The following is an 18,552-nucleotide window of genomic DNA, read 5'->3' as shown; positions in this document are numbered from 1 at the left end:
ATAGCTTTACAGCAGGTAAAAAAACTAGTATTTATTATTTTAATCATTTTCCATGAGTAATATCGATTGGGCAAATCTATCGTTCAGTTATATCAAAACGGAGTATAACGTTCGAAGCTATTTTAAAGACGGCCAATGGAGTGATTTAGAAGAAACTACTTCTGAACAAATCACAATGCATATGGCTGCAACAGGTATTCATTACGGTCAGCAATCGTTCGAAGGACTAAAGGCCTTCAAAGGAAAAGATGGGAAAGTCCGCATTTTCAGAATGGAAGAAAATGCCAAAAGACTTCAAAGTTCTGCCGACGGAATTTTAATGCAAGCGGTACCAACCGAGCTTTTCACCAAAGCTGTCGTCCGCGCTGTTGAGCTCAATCTAAAATTTGTCCCTCCATACGAGTCTGGAGCTGCTTTATACATCCGTCCTGTATTATTTGGTTCTGGTGCTAAAGTAGGCGTTTCTCCTGCTGATGAATTTACATTCGTGGTGTTTGTAACCCCTGTAGGGCCATATTTCAAAGAAGGCTTTAAGCCAACTAAGCAAATGATAAGCCGTCAGTTCGATAGAGCTGCACCGCAGGGTACTGGCAACTTAAAAGTTGGTGGTAACTACGCAGCAAGTATGAAAGCTGGACAAATGGCACACGATAATGGTTATTCTTCAGTTCTTTATTTAGATAGTAAAGAAAAGAAATATATCGATGAGGCTGGTCCTGCTAACTTTTTTGCCATAAAAGGCGATAAGTACATTACGCCGCTTTCTAATTCAATTTTGCCAAGTATCACCAACATGAGCTTAATTCAGTTGGCTGAAGATATGGGCTTAACCATTGAACGAAGAAAAGTAGCATTGGAAGAATTAGCTACCTTCGATGAAGTGGGTGCTTGTGGCACTGCAGCAGTAATATCGCCAATTGGTCAAATTGATGATATCGATGAGGATAAATCCTATGTATTCGGAGATCCTAAAGTAGCAGGTGAAGTGAGTACAAAGCTATACAATAAATTAAGAGCCATCCAGTATGGCGATGAAGCAGATACTCATAATTGGGTAACCGTTTTGTAATACATAGTTTAGCATAAAAATATTGTTGCCCATAGGTTTTCTAACCTATGGGTTTTTTTATGAATAATTAGATGATATATTTTACGAATACTAGTAATCTTTATCATTTATTGAAATACAAAAACTTCGTCTATGTTCATTATTCTTTAGGGTTATATAGCTTATAAATAATAAGGGAATAGGTATAATAATTGCTGATCTTAGAAAAATGATAACTATATAATATGAATAACTTTTACATCTTTTGTTTAATTCTAATCCCAAGCATAAGTATAAGTACCTCCTTCCTATTTTACCGATATAGAAACTCTATACTTAAAAATGTTGTTATAGCCATTGGTTTAACAACGATGATAGCATCAATTGCTTCAGCCTACGTAATGTATTCAAATCTTAACCATTTTCTAATTGGGTTCTCTATTGCATTGCTTACAATTATTATTCTAGTACGCCTTCTTAAAAAGCGAATTACAGGAACTATAGCATAACTTAAAGATGAAATTTTAGCTCCAATAGCCAAAGGCCAGTTATCTAATAAGATTGACGAAAGTTTTTTAAATAGGAAAGATGAATTTGGAGAAATTGGCAATACTATTTCAAATATAAAAAATCAGCAGCAAGAGTTAATACAATACATAAAAAGAAGTTCTAATCAGGTACTAAAAATTGTTGAGTCAAATAATCAAGACGCTGCACAATTAGCAGATTCGGCAAATGAACAAGCCGCTTCAACAGAAGAGTTATCATCTACTTTGCTTGAGGTTATGAAGAATGCAAATATTAGTTTAAAAGCTACAAATGACTCAGCTTCACTTTTTAAGCAATTGCAGATAGATGTAAATCACGTAAATGATGTGTTTAATAATAATTTAGAATCAATTAATAAAATTGCAAACAAGGTGGTTACGTTAAATAATATTGCTGCTGAAACTAATATACTTGCGTTAAATGCATCGATTGAGGCGAGTAGGGCTGGTGAAATAGGAAAAGGATCTGGAGTTGTAGCCGGTGAAGTAAAATCTTTGGCTGAGTTTAGTTCTGATGCTGCCGAGCAAATTAACATACAGATTGCAGAAACAATTGGCTTGTCGGATAATACGAGCAATAGACTTATTGATTTACTAAAGGATATTGATGTAACCAGTGAATTATCTAACGAGGCGCTCCAACTTAGCAACCAACAGAATATAGCAATGGATCGGGTAAACTCTACCACAAGTGAAATTTCAAGTCTAGCCAATAAAAATGCCATTACAGCCGAAAAAATGCAAACAAGTACTGATGACCTAAAGAAGGTAGCGCTGGAACTTAATCAATTAGTTAATAACTTCACTGTTGATTAGTTATGCTTTCATTCTACGCTCTTCAACAATCATTAAAGCTTCTTCTCTGATGATGTCAGGTAATTCAACAAGGCGTAGTTGCATACTCTTTATCCACGAAGCTACTTCACGTTCTTTAAGTGTATAAAGAACATCTCTAAATTCTTCAATAGCTTCATCGCTATATGATTTTGAAGGAGTGCCTTTGAAACGATCTAATTCTTCATCCTCAAAATACTCTATATTATCACTTGATGTTAGTAGGCTATCTGATTCACAAACTTCATGAGCGCCACAACAATCATCAGCAATTTCAACTTTCTCCTCTTCTAACTTTTCCTTCTTCCATGGTTTGTTAGAGGCAAACCATGCCACTGCCATTGCCAGTATAATTAATGCAATAATGTAAATCATGGGGCAAAATTATAAAAAATGCGCTTACGTTGTTACGTTTATATCTAATATTAACAAATCATTAGCATCCGAATAAATAAATTTAGCTTGCTTAAAGCTTACATTATTATAATTCAATCAATAGGTATGCCAACTATTTCTTAAATCCGCTTTATTTTCGCAATTTTGCAGCCGCTTTCACATAGGAGGCAATCAATTAGTTTTGGTATAATTTTGGCATTAATTATAGATATGGCAAGTAGCGAGATAATGAATTTAGAGGAGTTACATTTCTTAGGGATTAAGGTAGTGTATAAAGATATGATTGACCAAGGTTACGAGGTTTTGAATGTGAGAAAAGAGTTGGATATCAACCCTCAAATTTTGGCTAAAAAAGACGATCAGTTTTATGCCGTGGTTGTTAAAACTGGCTATTATCCTGAGATGGGAATTGTGTTGCCAGAGATTATTCAGCAAGTTCGAGAAATGGGGCGTAAAAGAAATGCACTTTGTTATTATGCTAGTGTAGGTATCGCCAATGCTAATGGGAAAACAGAAAAAGAAATGGCCCGCCCAGTTGTTGGAGGCGAGTATTACATCAACTATAAAGGGATTATTCCATTTCCTGAGCTTAAAGCTAAACTACCATCTATTAATAAAGAAGATTAGTGCAAGTAATGAATCAGTTGAAACAAATAGGTGAATTCTTAAAAAAGAATAGAACTGTAATATATGTTATTTTAGGCTTGGCCTTGATGTTACAGATTTGCAGTAGAGGAGCATCCACACCAGGCACCACAACAACTACTCAAGGTGTTGAAGAAGTAATTACTGATTCAATACAGGGTATGGAGGCACCAACGAACGAGCCATCGCATAGTAACGATATTAATTCGTTAATGATAATGATTGGTTTGGTTTTGGCATTTTTTGTGGCCAAACGTTATGGCTATCTCGAAAAATTATTTCCGAAGGTAGTTATAGTAAAACTTAGTTTTGCAAAGCAACGAAGTACGGGTAAATTAATAGCTCAGGTTGTACTTATTAATCACAAAAAGGAAGCTATTAATTTCGAAAATCCTGTTTTAATCTTCCATAAAGGAAGCAAGAAGCGTGAGTTTGTTATTAAAAATATGGGCGGGGTAAATTATTTTCCTCTAACTTTAGTTTCGGGTGTGGGTCATAAGTTTAATGTTGATATTCAAAAGTTTTACGATAATGTTGAAGGATTAAGTCAATTCAAAAACATCAGCGTAAGCTTTAAAACTACTGTTGGCAAAACACATACAAGTATGAAGTGGCCAACGTGGATGGTAACAAAAAAGATAGGTTAAGTTAAAACCAATTCAGATGGGATTTTTAAAAGAACAATGGGAGAAATATAGAGACCGAAAAACAAAGGCAGGGATTGTGCTCGATTTTGTTTTTTTGGCTTTGTTTTTAGCTATGCTTAATCCTACAACGCGCAAGGTGATTAGTTCTTCAGTAATTAGATATACGATGACTGCACCTAAGGTGGAGAAGAAAATTAACTCACTAGCTGATGTTGATTATAATTGGAGGTATCAGGATAAGGATGGCATCGCAATTAACTTTTCCGAGAATAAAGGAAAGGTTGTATTACTCAACTTTTGGGCAACATGGTGTCCGCCGTGTGTTGCTGAAATGCCATCGCTTCAAAAGTTATATGATGAATATGGCGATAGGGTAGAGTTTGTGCTAATTACAAACGAAGGTTTTAATATGATTAATCCTTTTATGACTAAAAGAGGATTAAGCTTGCCTGTATATACGGCCATTGATCCTGTGTCTGATATTTTACAAAGTAAAAGTATCCCAGTTACTTATCTCATTTCAAAAAAAGGTGAGATTATTCTAAGTAAAACAGGAGCCGCTAAATGGCATAGTGATAAAGTAAAACAAGTAATTGACAATTTATTGGTTGAATAGTGAAGATAGGAAATTTACAATTACGAGAGCATCCGCTTTTATTAGCGCCCATGGAGGATGTTACAGATCCTTCGTTTAGACTATTGTGTAAAAAATATGGTGCCGATTTAATGTATACTGAATTTGTATCTGCAGATGCATTAATTCGTAGCATTGAAAAAACACAGCGTAAACTCAAGATATTTGATGAGGAACGCCCAGTAGCTATTCAATTATATGGAAAAGATATTGAGGCAATGGTTGAAGCTGCTAAAATTGCAGAGCAAGCTAAACCGGAGTTGATTGATATCAATTTTGGTTGCCCGGTTAAAAAAATCGCAACAAAAGGTGCTGGCTCAGGAATGCTTCGCGATATTCCGAAGATGATTGATATGACTACTCAGATTGTGAAAGCGGTTAACTTACCGGTTACTGTTAAAACACGTTTGGGTTGGGACGAGGATTCTAAGATTATTGTTGATGTTGCTGAACAACTTCAGGATACTGGTATTCAGGCTTTGGCAATTCACGGAAGAACACGAGCTCAAATGTACAATGGCGAGGCAGACTGGACTTTGATAGGTGAGGTGAAGAATAATCCTCGTATGAATATTCCTATCATTGGTAACGGGGATATAACACATCCGCAAAAAGCGAAAGATTATTTGGATAGATATGGTGTTGATGCTCTTATGATAGGCAGACCTACCATTGGTCGTCCTTGGATCTTTAGAGAAATCAGACATTACTTAGAAACTGGTGAATTACTCGATTTGCCAAAAATACCAGAGCATGTTGAAATGATACGTGAGCATCTGAATAATAGCATTGAATGGTTAGGCGAACGTAGAGGGATATTGCATATGCGTCGTCATTTGGCAATTTCGTTTAAAGGTTTGCGCGATTTTAGAGATCTAAAAATTAAAATGCTTAGAGCCAACACGGCGGAAGAGGTACATACTTGTTTAAATGAGATTAAGGATAAATATCCCAACGAAATTTCTGATGTAAGGAGTTAGTTTATGGCTAGCTCTATTACCATAAAGTATTATCAATCGCCTGTAGGAGAATTAATTTTAGGAGAATACAGTGGGAAGTTGTGTATTTGCGATTGGCGTTATCGTAAAATGAGAGACGCGGTTGATAAGAGAATACAAGAGGCTCTTGATTGTTGTTATACTGTTGGTGAATCTGATTTGTTAGATGTTACTATAGCTCAGTTTAAAGAATATTTTTCGGGTGAGCGCAAGGTGTTTGATGTTCCATTATTACCAATTGGTACCGGATTTCAAAAGCGTGTTTGGGATCAACTCCTTACAATCCCTTATGGGGAAACGTGCTCCTATCTTCAACTTTCAAAAAAATTAGGAAACGAAAAAGCGATCAGAGCAGTTGCGTCTGCAAATGGTGCCAATGCCATTTCAATTATTATTCCGTGCCACAGAATAATAGGTGCCGATGGTAGTTTAACTGGTTATGCAGGAGGCTTACCTGCTAAGAAAAAACTATTGAGTTTGGAGGATGCCCTACCAAATCAACAGTTGAGCCTTTTTAAACTTTAAAATAATCAAGATCTTTTTACGCCTCTCCCTTAAAATATCTTTTTACAATTACTTTAACAGGATAAAGTGTAGCTAAGAATCCAATTGTGGTTACTGTTGCAAGTGTTGTGAATATATCTAATATTTCAAGTTTAACCGGATAAGCATCTACAACAAAATTACCACCTCCACTAAAATGAATAACCCCAAAATATTCTTGAATTAGAATTAAAACAACCCCTACTACAAGACCCGATATTACTCCGATTAATGAGATTAACCAACCTTCAAGTAAGAAAATGCGTGTCACTAATTTTTGATTGGCGCCCATACTTTTTAAAGTTGTGATGCTTTCTTTTTTATCAAATATCAGCATCGACATGGTTCCAATTAAATTGAAGGTTGCAATAATCAAAATGAAGCATAAAATCAGATAGGCCATTATCTTTTCAATGCGCATCATTTTATAAAAGCTGGCATGTTGCTCTTGCCTGTTTTGCACATTAAATGAACTCCCTAGTATTGATTCAATTCTTCTCTGGGCAGAGCTAATATTATAGGATGGATTTAAGGAAATTGATAAAGACGTTACTTCAGAGTTTGAATATTTAAGTAGTCTACGTGCCAAGTCAATATCAATAATGAGGTATTTAGAATCATACTCCATTTGCTTCACTAAAAACACTCCTTTTGGATGTATGTAATGCGATTTAAAAGCCTCGTTAGGTCTAGCAAGATTTATTTTCTTATTCCTATCAGGAACATAAATCATTAAAGGAGTAAGAAAGCTAGTGCGTACATTTAGTTGGTCGGCTAACACGTAACCAATAATCCCACCATAGCCATCTTTACTTTTTAGTTCAAATTTGCCGTTATAAATTATGGAATCTAGTTTACTAACTCTAACAAAGTTAGAATCAACCCCCATAATAATACCGGTTACTTGTCTGTCTTTATACTTGAGTAAAGCATTATCTTCAATAACAGGGGCAATGTAAGTAACCTCCTCAAGTTGATTTATGGCATCAAGGTTTAAGGAATCAGTTGAAAAGTATTTGCCTTCGTTTAGTGTAACTTTAATATCAGAATCAAACGAACCATATAAGTTTCCAATTAGGCCGTGAAGTCCGTTAAAAACGGACAGAACCATTAGTAATGCAATTGTACCTACCGATACTCCAATAATAGAAATGGTTGAAATAACATTAATTATCCCTTTCGACTTTTTACCAAACAGAAATTTTAATGCTATTTCAAAAGACAGCTTCATTCAGTAATTATTTGAAAGCTTTAACAATTAAGCCAGTTCCACTTTTATGGGTTTTTGCAACATCAATTGCATTTAGCAATAAACAAAAAGGGAAAGTTATTAAATAGTAGAAGGGTAATAAAATGAAAAATGCTTTAGTAGCATTAAGCATGATAATTGGATATTTCATAGATAATTTCCATGATATTTTACCGGGTATTCCATACGAATATCTGGCATCTACATCTCTAAACCCTGCCTTCTTAAGTTTTTGAACAATTTCTTGCATATTATATCCATCGCGAACATGCTCGTCGATAAAGCCTGTTACACCATCATCGTGCTCAGCGTCGTGATGATGTGCATCAGATCCGCCTTGGTCACTTGGGGTTGATATTAAAATCATACCTCCAAGGTTCATTGCCTGATAAAGGTTTTTAAAAACGGCTTCGTCGTCTTCAATGTGCTCCATCACATCTACAGAAACAACTAAGTCGTATTTATCTTTTTCTTCAAACTTAGTTAAGTCGGCAAATTTAAATTTTACCTGCTCTTGTCGGTTTATTTTTGTGAAGAATTGATTACAATCAGCAATCTGTTCATTCTTAACATCAACGCCAGTTATATTCCATTTCTTATTTATCCCAGATAGGAAGTAAACATACTGGCCAAAGCCTGAACCTGCATCCAATACATTAAGTTCGTTACCTACTTTTTTCGACCATCGCTTTATTTCTTTTCTGATGTGCCATGAGCGAAGAAGCAAGAGGTCGAGCAGTTTATAAAATACACGTCGGAGCGAAGGTGTGCTATTAAATACTTTTCCTAAACTACGTTTTATTGGGTCGTATTGCATTGTTATTCTTTTAGTAAGCGGTCAATATTTTCAAGATAATCTAATGAATCATCTAAAAAGAATTGTAAATCAGGAATAACTCTTAGTTGTTTTCCCGCTTTCATTCCTAATGCTTTACGCACTAGGCCACCTTTTGTTTTAATTTCTTCAATTACATTAGCTGCATTTTTAGATGGGAATATGCTAAGGTAAACTTTTGCCATTCCTAAATCTGGTGAAATACGAACTTTAGAAACAGAAACCATTGTTCCTAAGGTTAATACTCTAGCTTCTTGTATAAATATTTGGCTTATTTCTTTTTCGAGTAATCTATTTACTTTTTTTTGCCTGGTAGAATCCATTGCTTTTGATTTTATTTTGTACGAAAATAATCTTTTTACTTTAATAACAATATGCTTTCGCATTGATTATGGAACGGGATCATGTCCGTGTCCGCCCCACGGGTTACAGCTTAATATACGTTTAATGGCAAGGTAAAGACCTTTAATAGGGCCATGTTTTTTAAGCGCTTGTATAGAATAGGCAGAACAACTTGGTGTGTACCTGCATGATGCTCCTAACATTGGAGATATGGTATATTGATATATTTTAATGGGAATTATCAAAATGAAGGTAAAGAACCTTTTAATCCAAAATCCAATATGTTGAAAGAAACTAATCATTGGGTTCACTGAGCTTCTGGCATAATTTATCCAAGGCTTTAATCATACCTTTTTCAATACTATCATACGACATTTTACTTGATGATATATAAACCATTGCAATCGCAATTTGTTGATTTTTTTCTTTAAGTAATGTTTGTAAGCCTTGTCGGTGCAGTCTATATGCTTCTTTACTTCGCCTTCTTAATAAGTTTCGGTGTACAGCTCTTTTAAATTTTCGTTTCCCAACAGAGAACAATACCTGAGAATGTACATCCTGTGGTAACTCAGTATCTAAATAAATTACTCTAAAAGGATAACAAACAAAAGCCTTTCCCGAGCTGAATACATCGTTAATAACATTATGGCTGCACAGTCTTTCGGATTTAGGGAACGAAAAGTTGTCTGTGTTCATTCTATTTGCTTGTTTATATAGAGTAAAAAAGGGCATTAAATAATGCCCTTTTATTAAATATATCTTTTGTTGTAGTTTATTTGCCTTTGTTGTGCTGCTTGATAAACTGCTCTAAAGCCATTGTCATTGATGGAGCTTTTGGCATTGGAGCCTGAATATCTAATCTGTATCCAGCATTAGTAACTGCTTTAGCTGTTGCCGGACCAAAAGTTGCAATAATTGTCTCATCCTGGTTCCAATTAGGGAAGTTTTGTAACAAACTTGTAATTCCAGATGGACTAAAGAAAACAACTATATCATAATCAATGTCTTTTAAATCGCTTAAGTCACTGCTAACAGTACGATATAAAATAGCTTTTGAATACTTAATCTTATTTTTCTCCAATAACTCTGGAATCTCTTGCTTATGAATATCAGAAAGAGGTACAAGGAATGTTTCGTCCTTATGCTTCTTAATCACATCTACTAAGTCAGGAAATTTACCTGTTGAATGGAAAATTTTTCTTTTACGGTAAACAATGTATTTTTGAAGATAGTAAGCCGTTGCTTCATTAATACAGAAGTATTTCATGTCATCAGGTACAGTAACCCTCATTTCTTCAGCAACTCTAAAGAAATTGTCAATTGCCGTACGGCTTGTGAAAATTACAGCAGAGTGATCAAGGATATTAATCTTCTGCGTTCGAAACTCTTTTGTAGGTACGCTCTCAACTTGAATGAATGGTCTAAAATCAATTTTTACATTGTTTTTTTCCGCTAATTCGAAATATGGAGATTTTTCGGTCTGTGGCTTTGGCTGTGAAACCAAAATTCTTTTAATCTTCAAAGCTTTACTGTTTTAATTTCAACTATGCCCCTTTAAAAATATTATACATAATTAATAAAGGCAAAATTTCTAGGGCACAAAGATACAAAAACAAGTAAAATAACGATGCTATATTACCTAAAATTAATTGCAAACCTCTTGTAATCTGAATTAAATAGAGGCTGATCATCAATAATATTCCAATTTTTAATAGAATTTCCACCATGCTGATCTCAATATATGGGATGATGGCAATAAATGGTAATAGAATTAAACTTCCTATTTTACTATGTCTTTGGCCAATCCATAAATATTCTTTTGTTTGATCAGTGGTATCAAAAATATAAGCTACCAATCTATACATTCCTGCTTTGAAGGTAAAATAGGCAAGAATTATGAGCATACTGATTGGAATTAACCATAGTCCCAGTAATTTTACATGAGATAACTGAAAATAACTGCTGAATAAATATAAAAATATGGATGCATTTAGCACAAAAAGAACATTTAGTACAAAAGACGGTAATTGATTTTGAGTACTAAATGTGGTGGTTAATTTTCGGGCTGCTTGACTATAAATTAATGACGAAAATAATTCCTTAAGGTATTTGAAATTGCTGATACGAAGAAATCCAACAATGGCAATCACAAATATTAAAAGCCCAGAGATAACATCTTTATCTGTGCTTGAAATAAACTGACCTTCTTTTAGCTTTGAGTTTTCACCTACTAAAGTTTGTGTTTCAGTTCTGGTGTTATTTTCTTGATTGATGATGGAGTCTGCTTCGAGGGCTAAACTGTTTAAGGTCTGATTTATTTCTTCATTTTCTATCTCATTTTTAATGATATCAATAATCCCTGAGTTATTAGTTGTAGCGGTGTTGACCCATTGTTTATCACTGCGTGGGATTGGGTTTAGGTAGTCATTAACTACATTGTCAAATAGTGGACTTTTATTATTTATAGGACGAACTTTAAGATTGTATTTAATCGAATCTTCAGCACTAGGGGTATAATATTTTATTTTTTTACGCGGTGTATATCTCTTTTGTACCTGAAATCGAACTGGAGTTTCAGGTATAGAAGTAATTGTAGTTGATGATTTAACCTTTAGTTCAGAATTCAAACTGGGTTTAATCTCAGTGCTTGTGCTATCAGCAGTTATTGTATTTTGAGGTGCAAAGTACTTCATTAAATTTATATAATCACCAGTATTATAATATTGAATTATTGGTTGTTTTACTATCTCTTAATTCTTGCGAAATAACTTCTACAATGTTTTCAATAGAAGGTATTTCAATCCATAACTTAGCGTTTTCGCCTGTCATAAAGTTTTCTTCTATCATTAGCTTCAGCATTTTAATGAGCGGAGTATAAAAACCTTTAGCATTAACAATCACTATGGGTTTATTAAATAAGCCTAGTTTTTTATTAGAAAGTACTTCGGCAAGTTCTTCTAATGTGCCTGTGCTGCCGGGTAATACAATAATAGCATCAACACCTTCAACTAAAAGCTGTTTGCGCTCGGCCATGGTTTGTGTAATCACCATATCTTCAACGCCTTTGTGAGCCCATTCTACCTCAACCATAAATTGAGGAATAACTCCTCGTACCGAGCCTTTGTTACTTAGCATTGCATTGGCGGCAGCTCCCATTAAACCTATTTCGCCACCACCGTAGTTCATGGCAATATCTTTTTGGGCTAATATTTTGCCAAGTTGTGTGGCTTGGTCTAAGTAGTATTGATCTACTTTGGGGCTTGAAGCGCAGAATACGCAAACTCTTTTTATTGTCATAATTTATAAACTATCTCCTACGCACCATGCAGATGCGCCAAGTAAAATAAAATCTTTTAATATGGTTTGCCCGGCTTTTGATAACTCAGGGAAGCCGTAGCCTGCTAACCACACATAATCAGATGTAAAGAGTAAAGATGCGCTAAGTGTAAACATTATTACAGCAATAAGCCCTCCCCAGAATGATAGTGGACGAGAAACGGGCTTAAGCATAATAAGTATACCTGTTGCAATTTGTAGGTAGGCAATAATAGAGTTTAAAGCATAAGGGGTAATGTATTTTAGTACCCACGAAACATATCCGCCACTAATAAGTTGGCGTGTATAATCTGCTTCAAAGTTCTTGAATTTTAAAAAGCCAAGCCAGATAATTACAAAGGCAAGGCCATATCTTAGCATAAATATGCCAAATGATTTTAAAATTTTGCTGAGAAGGTTTTTCATGCAAATTGATATTTTCTAATTCGGTTTCGAAGATAGTTAATATCAATTGAAGTTTGAAACCTGACTTTACTTCAGTTCATCCAAATCTAAAATAAACTGGCTATTCGGATAAGTTGAGTGGATGTATTTGTCAATATCAGTCTTTAATCTATCTAGTTGTTTAATAAATTCACGTTTTACAGTTCCTCCAAATTTAGATACCTGTATGTGGAAAGTAAAATTGCGCCCTTTGTGCTTCTGCACATTGTTAGCCGTTTCAAATATCAAACGGTTAATATCAAACAATAAACGTTCTTCGTTCATATGCCCAATTAGAAACGCGATGGACGGATTCTTAACCGTATTCTCTTTTGTTTCAACAGCATTGCAAGAGCTCTCTTCGTCCTTAGGTTCCTCAACAGAATAGAAGATATTATCCTCAATATTGCTGAACTGTAATTCTCCTATGGGTTCATAAGTTGCTTTGTTTACCAACTGATAATAAACTAAGCCCTTATTAAACAGCTTGTGGTAGCCTTTATATAAAAAGTAGTGTAATTCTTTGTCGTTTTCTCTTGTAGCAACAAAGTCACTTATTACAATGGCTTCTGATTCGTACTCCGATAATATTTTTTGTACGAAACTATTGGTAAATTCCTCCATGGGAAGGCTCACTTCTTTACCAAAGTTTGTGCGTAACAATGCTTTGTTGGGTTCTTGTAGTTTGGCTTCATTCGAAGCGAGTAATTGAATATTCGCTTTTTCAATGAGAGATTTTAAGTTTGCTGCGGATTCTAGATAATTCATGTAGTTGTTGTTTTTTTTGTCGGTCTAGGATCAAAATTATCAATTTTATTAAGATAAATGACTGTTTATGCAGGGGTTTAAAGTGAAAAAAGCTTAAAAAGAACTATATGTACTCGCTTTTGATACCCTTATGTTCTATTTTTTACTTCGATAAATTGAAAATGCTAAATTTGTAGCGCACCAAAACTGAGTAGAATTGTGAAGCATTACGCCATTGAAAGTGAATCAATCTCTGTAAAAGGAGATTGGGTTAAGCATATTTTAAGTCCGCAAAAAGAAAAAGATTTACCAGAATTAGATAATAAACGGGGGTTACTTTTTTCAAATGTAACACTCGAAAAGATGATTGATGATGAAATGCGTCTTGATAATTTTGCTTTATCGCTCGATAAGAGTAGAAGTATTAGAACCTATTCAAGCGGGGAGCAGAAAAAAGCACTTCTAATCTATTTAATTAACCAAAAGCCTGAATTTTTAATTTTAGATAACCCATTTGATTGTTTAGATGTGGCTTCGGTGGCTTCGCTCAAAGAAAGTATTTTAGAATTAAGTAAAGTAGTTCCTATTATTCAGTTGTTTAAGCGCGAGCATGATATACTTCCGTTTATTACCGATGTATTGGTATTGGAAAAAGAAAAGCTGGTTAAAAGGCATAGTCTAAATTCTTTTAAGGAAAGTTTAATTCATCAGAATAAAGATGTTTTTGTAAATGCACTTCCTGCTGCAGCAGGAAAATTAATTGAAGTGTCTCAAGTGTTAGTTGAGCTAAAGAATGTTACGGTAAGCTACGATGAGCGATGCATTATAAAGAAGCTCAATTGGAAGATTCAGAAAGGTGAATTTTGGCATTTAATTGGGCCCAATGGATCGGGTAAAACTACCTTGCTTACTATGATTTACGGAGATAATCCGAAGGCGTATGGAGTGGATTTATTTTTATTTGGGCATAAAAAAGGAACGGGAGAATCGGTTTGGGAGATTAAAGAAAAGATTGGCTATTTCACCCCATCAATGACCGAATTATTTAGCGGTAATCATACAGCCGAGAATATGATTATTTCGGGCTTAGTAGATAGTGTTGGTTTGTATCGCAGGCCAACAGATATACAACAGCGATTGGCGATGCAATGGCTATCGCTTTTAGGTTTAAAAGATAAGGCCCAAACTTTATTTTATAAGCTTTCTCAGATAGAGCAACGCATGATATTGATAGCGCGTGCCATGGTGAAATATCCGCCTTTATTAATTTTAGATGAACCATCTACCGGGCTTGACGATAAGCATGCTAATATGATGGTAAGTTTGATAAATAAAATTGCTAACGAAAGCGATTCGGCCATTTTATATGTTTCGCACCGCACAGAACTAGGCTTAAAGCCCGATAAAAAATATGTCCTGACTCCAAGCGCTGAGGGGTCAATAGGAGAAGTTCTTTAAAAGAAATATTCCAAGTTTTATATAAATAATATTTACCCTTGAAGCTATTGCTTTCATGGGTAAATACTACCGAAAATTAGTTTAATAATCAAAAATTAAAGCCAATTTTTAAACCAAGTAATATAGTGGGCGTGCCCTCATTAATATCTTGGGCTACTAAACCACCTGTATTATTATCATTATAAGAAAACTGGGTATAATTGCGGTTTCTATATCCAATACCTATGTAGTAATCGAACAATACATCACTGTAGGATAGTGCAGAATAGCCAAATAATAATGCGGTTTCTTGAACTATCATATCGTTATTAGCATAGTATTCGTTATTCTCTACATCTACACTATTATACGTTTCTGTATGTTTTCGATATCGGTAATAAGGAGATATATAAAAACCCTCTAAATCATACTGCTCTTTAGGAAAAAATTTTATTGAGGCATTATATGCATAAGCGATTTTATATTCAGTATTGGTATCGTTAGACATATCATCTAAATCGAAGTTATATAAATAGTCTTTATGTGTTAAACCAGCACCTATTTCAAAAGTGAAATAATTATTTAGTGCGCGTTCATAATTGATTATGAATGTTCCTCTTGGTAAAAGAAAAAGGTTAGTGTTTAATGCGTTTTTGTATTGTTTGATGCTCTCTTTGTTAAGAGTTTCTTCGGAATTGAAAGCGTTATAGGTGACTACTGTTGTTTCTTGTGAGAATGAATTTTGACTTAAAAGGAGAATAATAGATATTAAGTGAAGAATCTTGGCCATAATAATATTAATTTTTTGTTTATTTGTTGCAAATAAACAATATTATATTAACCTAAACAAATGAAAATGAATCGTATAATGCTATTTCTTTGCGCAGTAATTATTGCACTAAACGTAAATGCCAAAGAGTTTAAAGTAAATGTAAGTAAATATGAGAAGGTTAGCTCAGGATCAATTATTAGATTTGCTGGAGGTGTAGATGATTATGTACACATTGTAAGTCGTAATGATGGTAAGGGCAAAGAATACTCATTAAAGGTATATGATGCGAATACTTTGCAAATAATAAATGAGGTAGAGTTAATTGGAAAAGGTGCACCTTTTGCAAAAGGATTTATTTATACTAAAACGTTATTTGCTGACAATAAGGTTATTGTTATGTTTGAAACTTTTGAAAAGAAGAGTAAAACGCATCGCCTTTATGCGCAGTCATTCACTTTAAAAGGGGAAAAGATTGGTAAGGCTAAGTTGATTAACTCAGAACCAAGTATTTCAAGTAAGAGAACAAATAAATATAAAGTATGGCCTAGTCAGGATAGTACAAAGTTTATTGTAATAAAAACCCCTGATAATAAAAAGAAAGCAGATTTAGATTATTTGTTAAGGGTATATGATGGGGAATTAAAAAATATTTCAAGTGCAAAAGTTCAGCTTCCCTACAAAAATCAAGATGTTCGTGTTTTAGATTATTACGTATGTAATGGTGGAGAGGTGCTTTTACTTGTTCAAGTAGATAAGGAAGATAAAGAAAAACGAACAGATACCAAGTTTTTTGAGGCCTTACTAGTTGAACCTGATGGCGGTGCAATGAGTAAGTATAAGATTGAGTTGCCAGGTAAGAAGATTGAGGATGTAGGAATACGCTTAAATGAAACCGATGGGGTGGCTGTTTGCGCAGGATTTTATGCAGATATTCACACTTCTGCAAAACGAACAAAGGGGATTAATGGTGTGTATTACATGCTTATTGATCTTGAAACAAAAGCAATTACTAAAGCCGAATCTAAAAGTTTACCTAATGATATTATTGCCCAATTAAATTCTGATAAAAAATTATCCAATTCAGAAAAAAAGAGAGGTGTTTCTAATTCCTTTAGTCTTCGCGATATTCATAAATTGGAGAATGGTAATTATTACATTGTTGCTGAGCAAAGACGAGATTATATAGTTACACATACTTCTCAAAATGGAGGTACTACAACTACGCATCATTACGAACGTGGAAATTTATTTACTACAGTTGTAAGTAATGAAGGGGAAATTCTACAGTTTACAGATATCCCTAAGAAACAGCATACAGTTAATGATGGTGGATTTGCATTGTCTTTTGGTACATTAAAGACAGGTAATGATCTTGTTTACTTGTATAATGAGCACAAAAGAAATTTAACGAAAGATATTAGAAATGCAAAGGATCTGTCTACTTTAAAGAAGCTAAAAGGCGCTATTTTAGTGGGTTCGGAGTTGAAGAGTGATGGAACGTATACTAAAACCCCAATCTTAAATAATAAAGATAATAAGCTTACGGTTATGCCTGAGTTTATGAGATCTTTAGGAGAAGATAGTGGTCAAGTAGTAGTTCCTTTTCAGAAAACAAAACCGAGAGGTTATTTAGGGCTTTTTTATAGCACTAAAATGGGGGTTATGAAAATATCATTAAACTAATTAGTTATAATCATTGTATTTAGATACAAGCAATTTTACTTTTTTTATATTAGTTTTGCAAGGCAATGAAAACAGGATATTCATATACAAACCGCCAGTTTCGTTTTAAACAATGGAGCCGTAATGCTTATGCAGCTTTTGCTTCAATAGGCAAAGAGGTGAGTATTGGTAATCTTTCTATATCAGCAGCTCAATGGGTTGGTGATGCTTTAAATCAGCTGAGTGCTGTGTTTGAAGCTATTCTAAAATTGTCGGTTGATGATGATACGGATGAATTGCAAGATCAGGAATTATTAGAGTTGTTACCATTAACAGTTGCTGTTGATGCAGAATGTGCTATAAAAAATAAATATAAACGATAATATAACTGCCGTTAATTGGAGCTTTGCTCTGGTTAACGGCTTTTTTTTTGTGCTATGGTTAACGAAATTAAAAACAGAATTTTAGCAGGTGGTGCCATTACAAATAGCGAGGCTATTGCGTTGGCTCAATTAAAGGATAAAGAAGAATTGTATGCTGCGGCAGATGATATTCGTAAGTTCTTTAAAGGTGATCATTTTGATATGTGCAGTATCATGAATGCCAAATCAGGCAAGTGCACGCAAGATTGCAAATGGTGCTCGCAATCCATGTTTCATAAAACCGATATTGAGGAATACGAGTTGGTTGATTTAAAGGAAGCTGAAGCGTTGGCCAAAGAAAATGCTGCCAAAGGGGTGCATAAATTCTCCTTAGTAACTAGTGGCCGAAAAATATCAAAAAGTAACTTAACTCAACTTTGCGGAGTGTATAAAAAAATTCAGAATGATACGCCTATTCACCTTTGTGCCTCAATGGGTTTGCTTAACAAATCAGACTTAATGCAACTGAAAGAGGCAGGAGTAAAGCATTATCACTGTAATATTGAAACGGCGCCGTCATTTTTTCCGTCTTTAGTGACAACGCATAGTATAGAAGAAAAGATGCGCACCATTCGTCATGCTAAAGAACTAGGTATGGGTGTTTGCTCAGGAGGTATTATTGGCATGGGCGAATCGCAAGAGCAGCGCATAGAAATGGCTTTTGCTTTGAAGGAATTAGAAATTGAATCTATTCCAATTAATATCCTAATGCCGGTTGAAGGCACTGCCATGGAAGGTACAGCCAAACTTAGCGATGAGGAAATTTTAACTGCCTTTGCCTTGTTTCGATTTATTAATCCAAGTGCGAATATACGTTTGGCTGGCGGTAGAAGTTTAATTGCTCATATTCAAGAGAAGGCCTTAAAAGCCGGGGTAAGTGCTGCTTTGGTAGGAGATTATTTAACTACGGTTGGAACAAATATTAAGCAAGATAAAGCCGCTTTTGAACAAGCCGGTTTTTCGGTTGAGAAGCAAAGTTGTTGTTCAAAGTAGCCTGATAAAATACTCAAGCCGTAAGGGCTTCTACTTTTTGC

General features: G+C 34.6%; 23 protein-coding genes. 11 read left to right on the top strand and 12 right to left on the bottom strand.

The annotated features are described in order from the left end of the window. The first annotated feature begins 52 nt into the window (after nt 1-52). Both A8B35_RS21860 and A8B35_RS21855 read left to right on the top strand, forming a co-directional pair. On the top strand, nt 53-1,069 hold the full coding sequence (locus A8B35_RS21860; RefSeq protein WP_068475657.1) for a branched-chain amino acid aminotransferase: 1,017 nt from the start codon (nt 53-55) through the stop codon (nt 1,067-1,069). 764 nt (nt 1,070-1,833) lie between these two features. Next, on the top strand, nt 1,834-2,412 hold the full coding sequence (locus A8B35_RS21855) for a methyl-accepting chemotaxis protein (protein ID WP_068475655.1): 579 nt from the start codon (nt 1,834-1,836) through the stop codon (nt 2,410-2,412). Here the strand turns inward: A8B35_RS21855 and A8B35_RS21850 are convergent, their stop codons facing one another. Continuing rightward, nucleotides 2,413-2,805: a hypothetical protein gene (locus A8B35_RS21850; RefSeq protein WP_068475653.1), complete on the bottom strand. Its 393-nt coding sequence runs from the start codon at nt 2,803-2,805 to the stop codon at nt 2,413-2,415. It abuts the gene before it with no gap. 231 nt (nt 2,806-3,036) lie between these two features. Here A8B35_RS21850 and A8B35_RS21845 point away from each other — a divergent pair, with 231 nt between their 5' ends. Genes A8B35_RS21845 through A8B35_RS21825 form a run of 5 tightly spaced genes read left to right on the top strand, consistent with a single transcriptional unit; the run spans nt 3,037 to nt 6,275 of the window. Further along, nucleotides 3,037-3,453, top strand: a complete 417-nt coding sequence (locus A8B35_RS21845; RefSeq protein ID WP_068475651.1) for a hypothetical protein — start codon at nt 3,037-3,039, stop codon at nt 3,451-3,453. A gap of 8 nt (nt 3,454-3,461) precedes the next feature. After that, nucleotides 3,462-4,118 (top strand): hypothetical protein, encoded by a 657-nt coding sequence (locus tag A8B35_RS21840; RefSeq protein WP_068475649.1) that lies wholly within the window; start codon nt 3,462-3,464, stop codon nt 4,116-4,118. Between the two features lie 16 nt (nt 4,119-4,134). After that, the gene (locus A8B35_RS21835) at nt 4,135-4,734 is read left to right on the top strand and encodes a TlpA family protein disulfide reductase (protein ID WP_068475647.1); all 600 of its coding nucleotides are present in this window, start codon (nt 4,135-4,137) and stop codon (nt 4,732-4,734) included. Continuing rightward, nucleotides 4,734-5,732: a tRNA dihydrouridine synthase DusB gene (gene dusB / locus A8B35_RS21830; protein WP_068475645.1), complete on the top strand. Its 999-nt coding sequence runs from the start codon at nt 4,734-4,736 to the stop codon at nt 5,730-5,732. The genes A8B35_RS21835 and dusB overlap by 1 nt, the downstream gene beginning before the upstream one ends. A gap of 3 nt (nt 5,733-5,735) precedes the next feature. Next, nucleotides 5,736-6,275 (top strand): methylated-DNA--[protein]-cysteine S-methyltransferase, encoded by a 540-nt coding sequence (locus A8B35_RS21825; RefSeq protein WP_068475643.1) that lies wholly within the window; start codon nt 5,736-5,738, stop codon nt 6,273-6,275. A gap of 16 nt (nt 6,276-6,291) precedes the next feature. Here the strand turns inward: A8B35_RS21825 and A8B35_RS21820 are convergent, their stop codons facing one another. The 10 genes from A8B35_RS21820 to A8B35_RS21775 form a co-directional block, all read right to left on the bottom strand. Further along, entirely contained in the window at nt 6,292-7,524 is a 1,233-nt protein-coding gene (locus tag A8B35_RS21820) for an ABC transporter permease (RefSeq protein ID WP_068475641.1), read from the bottom strand. Between the two features lie 7 nt (nt 7,525-7,531). After that, the gene (locus A8B35_RS21815; protein ID WP_068475639.1) at nt 7,532-8,359 is read right to left on the bottom strand and encodes a class I SAM-dependent methyltransferase; all 828 of its coding nucleotides are present in this window, start codon (nt 8,357-8,359) and stop codon (nt 7,532-7,534) included. 2 nt (nt 8,360-8,361) lie between these two features. After that, a complete protein-coding gene (gene rbfA / locus A8B35_RS21810) occupies nt 8,362-8,700 on the bottom strand; it encodes a 30S ribosome-binding factor RbfA (RefSeq protein WP_068475683.1) in 339 nt (112 codons plus the stop codon). 66 nt (nt 8,701-8,766) lie between these two features. Continuing rightward, entirely contained in the window at nt 8,767-9,021 is a 255-nt protein-coding gene (gene yidD / locus A8B35_RS23800) for a membrane protein insertion efficiency factor YidD (protein WP_071792540.1), read from the bottom strand. Next, nucleotides 9,014-9,415 (bottom strand): ribonuclease P protein component, encoded by a 402-nt coding sequence (locus tag A8B35_RS21800; RefSeq protein ID WP_068475637.1) that lies wholly within the window; start codon nt 9,413-9,415, stop codon nt 9,014-9,016. Before A8B35_RS21800 ends, yidD begins: the two co-directional genes overlap by 8 nt. A gap of 76 nt (nt 9,416-9,491) precedes the next feature. After that, nucleotides 9,492-10,241: a uroporphyrinogen-III synthase gene (locus A8B35_RS21795; RefSeq protein WP_068475635.1), complete on the bottom strand. Its 750-nt coding sequence runs from the start codon at nt 10,239-10,241 to the stop codon at nt 9,492-9,494. Between the two features lie 22 nt (nt 10,242-10,263). Then, nucleotides 10,264-11,412: a DUF4271 domain-containing protein gene (locus A8B35_RS21790; RefSeq protein ID WP_068475633.1), complete on the bottom strand. Its 1,149-nt coding sequence runs from the start codon at nt 11,410-11,412 to the stop codon at nt 10,264-10,266. Between the two features lie 22 nt (nt 11,413-11,434). Then, nucleotides 11,435-12,016: an LOG family protein gene (locus tag A8B35_RS21785; protein WP_068475630.1), complete on the bottom strand. Its 582-nt coding sequence runs from the start codon at nt 12,014-12,016 to the stop codon at nt 11,435-11,437. Between the two features lie 3 nt (nt 12,017-12,019). Then, entirely contained in the window at nt 12,020-12,460 is a 441-nt protein-coding gene (locus A8B35_RS21780) for a DUF417 family protein (RefSeq protein ID WP_068475629.1), read from the bottom strand. 66 nt (nt 12,461-12,526) lie between these two features. Then, nucleotides 12,527-13,246, bottom strand: a complete 720-nt coding sequence (locus tag A8B35_RS21775; RefSeq protein WP_068475626.1) for a hypothetical protein — start codon at nt 13,244-13,246, stop codon at nt 12,527-12,529. Nucleotides 13,247-13,444: 198 nt separating this feature from the next. On the opposite strand from A8B35_RS21775, the gene A8B35_RS21770 reads away from it, so the two are divergent. Then, the gene (locus tag A8B35_RS21770) at nt 13,445-14,683 is read left to right on the top strand and encodes an ATP-binding cassette domain-containing protein (RefSeq protein ID WP_068475624.1); all 1,239 of its coding nucleotides are present in this window, start codon (nt 13,445-13,447) and stop codon (nt 14,681-14,683) included. Between the two features lie 88 nt (nt 14,684-14,771). Here the strand turns inward: A8B35_RS21770 and A8B35_RS21765 are convergent, their stop codons facing one another. Next, a complete protein-coding gene (locus A8B35_RS21765; RefSeq protein WP_068475622.1) occupies nt 14,772-15,452 on the bottom strand; it encodes a hypothetical protein in 681 nt (226 codons plus the stop codon). Nucleotides 15,453-15,518: 66 nt separating this feature from the next. On the opposite strand from A8B35_RS21765, the gene A8B35_RS21760 reads away from it, so the two are divergent. From A8B35_RS21760 to bioB, 3 genes are all read left to right on the top strand, one after another. Beyond that, nucleotides 15,519-17,117 (top strand): hypothetical protein, encoded by a 1,599-nt coding sequence (locus A8B35_RS21760; RefSeq protein WP_075604029.1) that lies wholly within the window; start codon nt 15,519-15,521, stop codon nt 17,115-17,117. Nucleotides 17,118-17,182: 65 nt separating this feature from the next. Then, nucleotides 17,183-17,479, top strand: coding sequence for a hypothetical protein (locus A8B35_RS21755; RefSeq protein ID WP_068475618.1), 297 nt, complete (start codon nt 17,183-17,185; stop codon nt 17,477-17,479). 54 nt (nt 17,480-17,533) lie between these two features. Further along, nucleotides 17,534-18,511 carry a biotin synthase BioB gene (gene bioB, locus A8B35_RS21750; RefSeq protein ID WP_068475616.1) on the top strand — a complete coding sequence of 326 codons (978 nt, stop codon included), beginning with the start codon at nt 17,534-17,536 and terminating at the stop codon, nt 18,509-18,511. Nucleotides 18,512-18,552 lie beyond the last annotated feature (41 nt).

The organism is Saccharicrinis aurantiacus (assembly GCF_001660705.2).
Taxonomy (GTDB): domain Bacteria; phylum Bacteroidota; class Bacteroidia; order Bacteroidales; family Marinilabiliaceae; genus Saccharicrinis; species Saccharicrinis aurantiacus.
This window is presented reverse-complemented; position numbering and strand designations above follow the sequence as displayed.

Coding starts and splice junctions, on each gene's coding strand:
- A8B35_RS21780 (WP_068475629.1), bottom strand. CDS start 12,460: ATGAAAAACCTTCTCAGCAAAATTTTAAAATCATTTGGCATATTTATG.
- A8B35_RS21860 (WP_068475657.1), top strand. CDS start 53: ATGAGTAATATCGATTGGGCAAATCTATCGTTCAGTTATATCAAAACG.
- A8B35_RS21800 (WP_068475637.1), bottom strand. CDS start 9,415: ATGAACACAGACAACTTTTCGTTCCCTAAATCCGAAAGACTGTGCAGC.
- bioB (WP_068475616.1), top strand. CDS start 17,534: ATGGTTAACGAAATTAAAAACAGAATTTTAGCAGGTGGTGCCATTACA.
- A8B35_RS21840 (WP_068475649.1), top strand. CDS start 3,462: ATGAATCAGTTGAAACAAATAGGTGAATTCTTAAAAAAGAATAGAACT.
- A8B35_RS21850 (WP_068475653.1), bottom strand. CDS start 2,805: ATGATTTACATTATTGCATTAATTATACTGGCAATGGCAGTGGCATGG.
- A8B35_RS21835 (WP_068475647.1), top strand. CDS start 4,135: ATGGGATTTTTAAAAGAACAATGGGAGAAATATAGAGACCGAAAAACA.
- A8B35_RS21855 (WP_068475655.1), top strand. CDS start 1,834: ATGAAGAATGCAAATATTAGTTTAAAAGCTACAAATGACTCAGCTTCA.
- A8B35_RS21790 (WP_068475633.1), bottom strand. CDS start 11,412: ATGAAGTACTTTGCACCTCAAAATACAATAACTGCTGATAGCACAAGC.
- A8B35_RS21845 (WP_068475651.1), top strand. CDS start 3,037: ATGGCAAGTAGCGAGATAATGAATTTAGAGGAGTTACATTTCTTAGGG.
- A8B35_RS21815 (WP_068475639.1), bottom strand. CDS start 8,359: ATGCAATACGACCCAATAAAACGTAGTTTAGGAAAAGTATTTAATAGC.
- A8B35_RS21775 (WP_068475626.1), bottom strand. CDS start 13,246: ATGAATTATCTAGAATCCGCAGCAAACTTAAAATCTCTCATTGAAAAA.
- A8B35_RS21825 (WP_068475643.1), top strand. CDS start 5,736: ATGGCTAGCTCTATTACCATAAAGTATTATCAATCGCCTGTAGGAGAA.
- A8B35_RS21760 (WP_075604029.1), top strand. CDS start 15,519: ATGAATCGTATAATGCTATTTCTTTGCGCAGTAATTATTGCACTAAAC.
- A8B35_RS21785 (WP_068475630.1), bottom strand. CDS start 12,016: ATGACAATAAAAAGAGTTTGCGTATTCTGCGCTTCAAGCCCCAAAGTA.
- A8B35_RS21820 (WP_068475641.1), bottom strand. CDS start 7,524: ATGAAGCTGTCTTTTGAAATAGCATTAAAATTTCTGTTTGGTAAAAAG.
- rbfA (WP_068475683.1), bottom strand. CDS start 8,700: ATGGATTCTACCAGGCAAAAAAAAGTAAATAGATTACTCGAAAAAGAA.
- yidD (WP_071792540.1), bottom strand. CDS start 9,021: ATGATTAGTTTCTTTCAACATATTGGATTTTGGATTAAAAGGTTCTTT.
- A8B35_RS21755 (WP_068475618.1), top strand. CDS start 17,183: ATGAAAACAGGATATTCATATACAAACCGCCAGTTTCGTTTTAAACAA.
- A8B35_RS21765 (WP_068475622.1), bottom strand. CDS start 15,452: ATGGCCAAGATTCTTCACTTAATATCTATTATTCTCCTTTTAAGTCAA.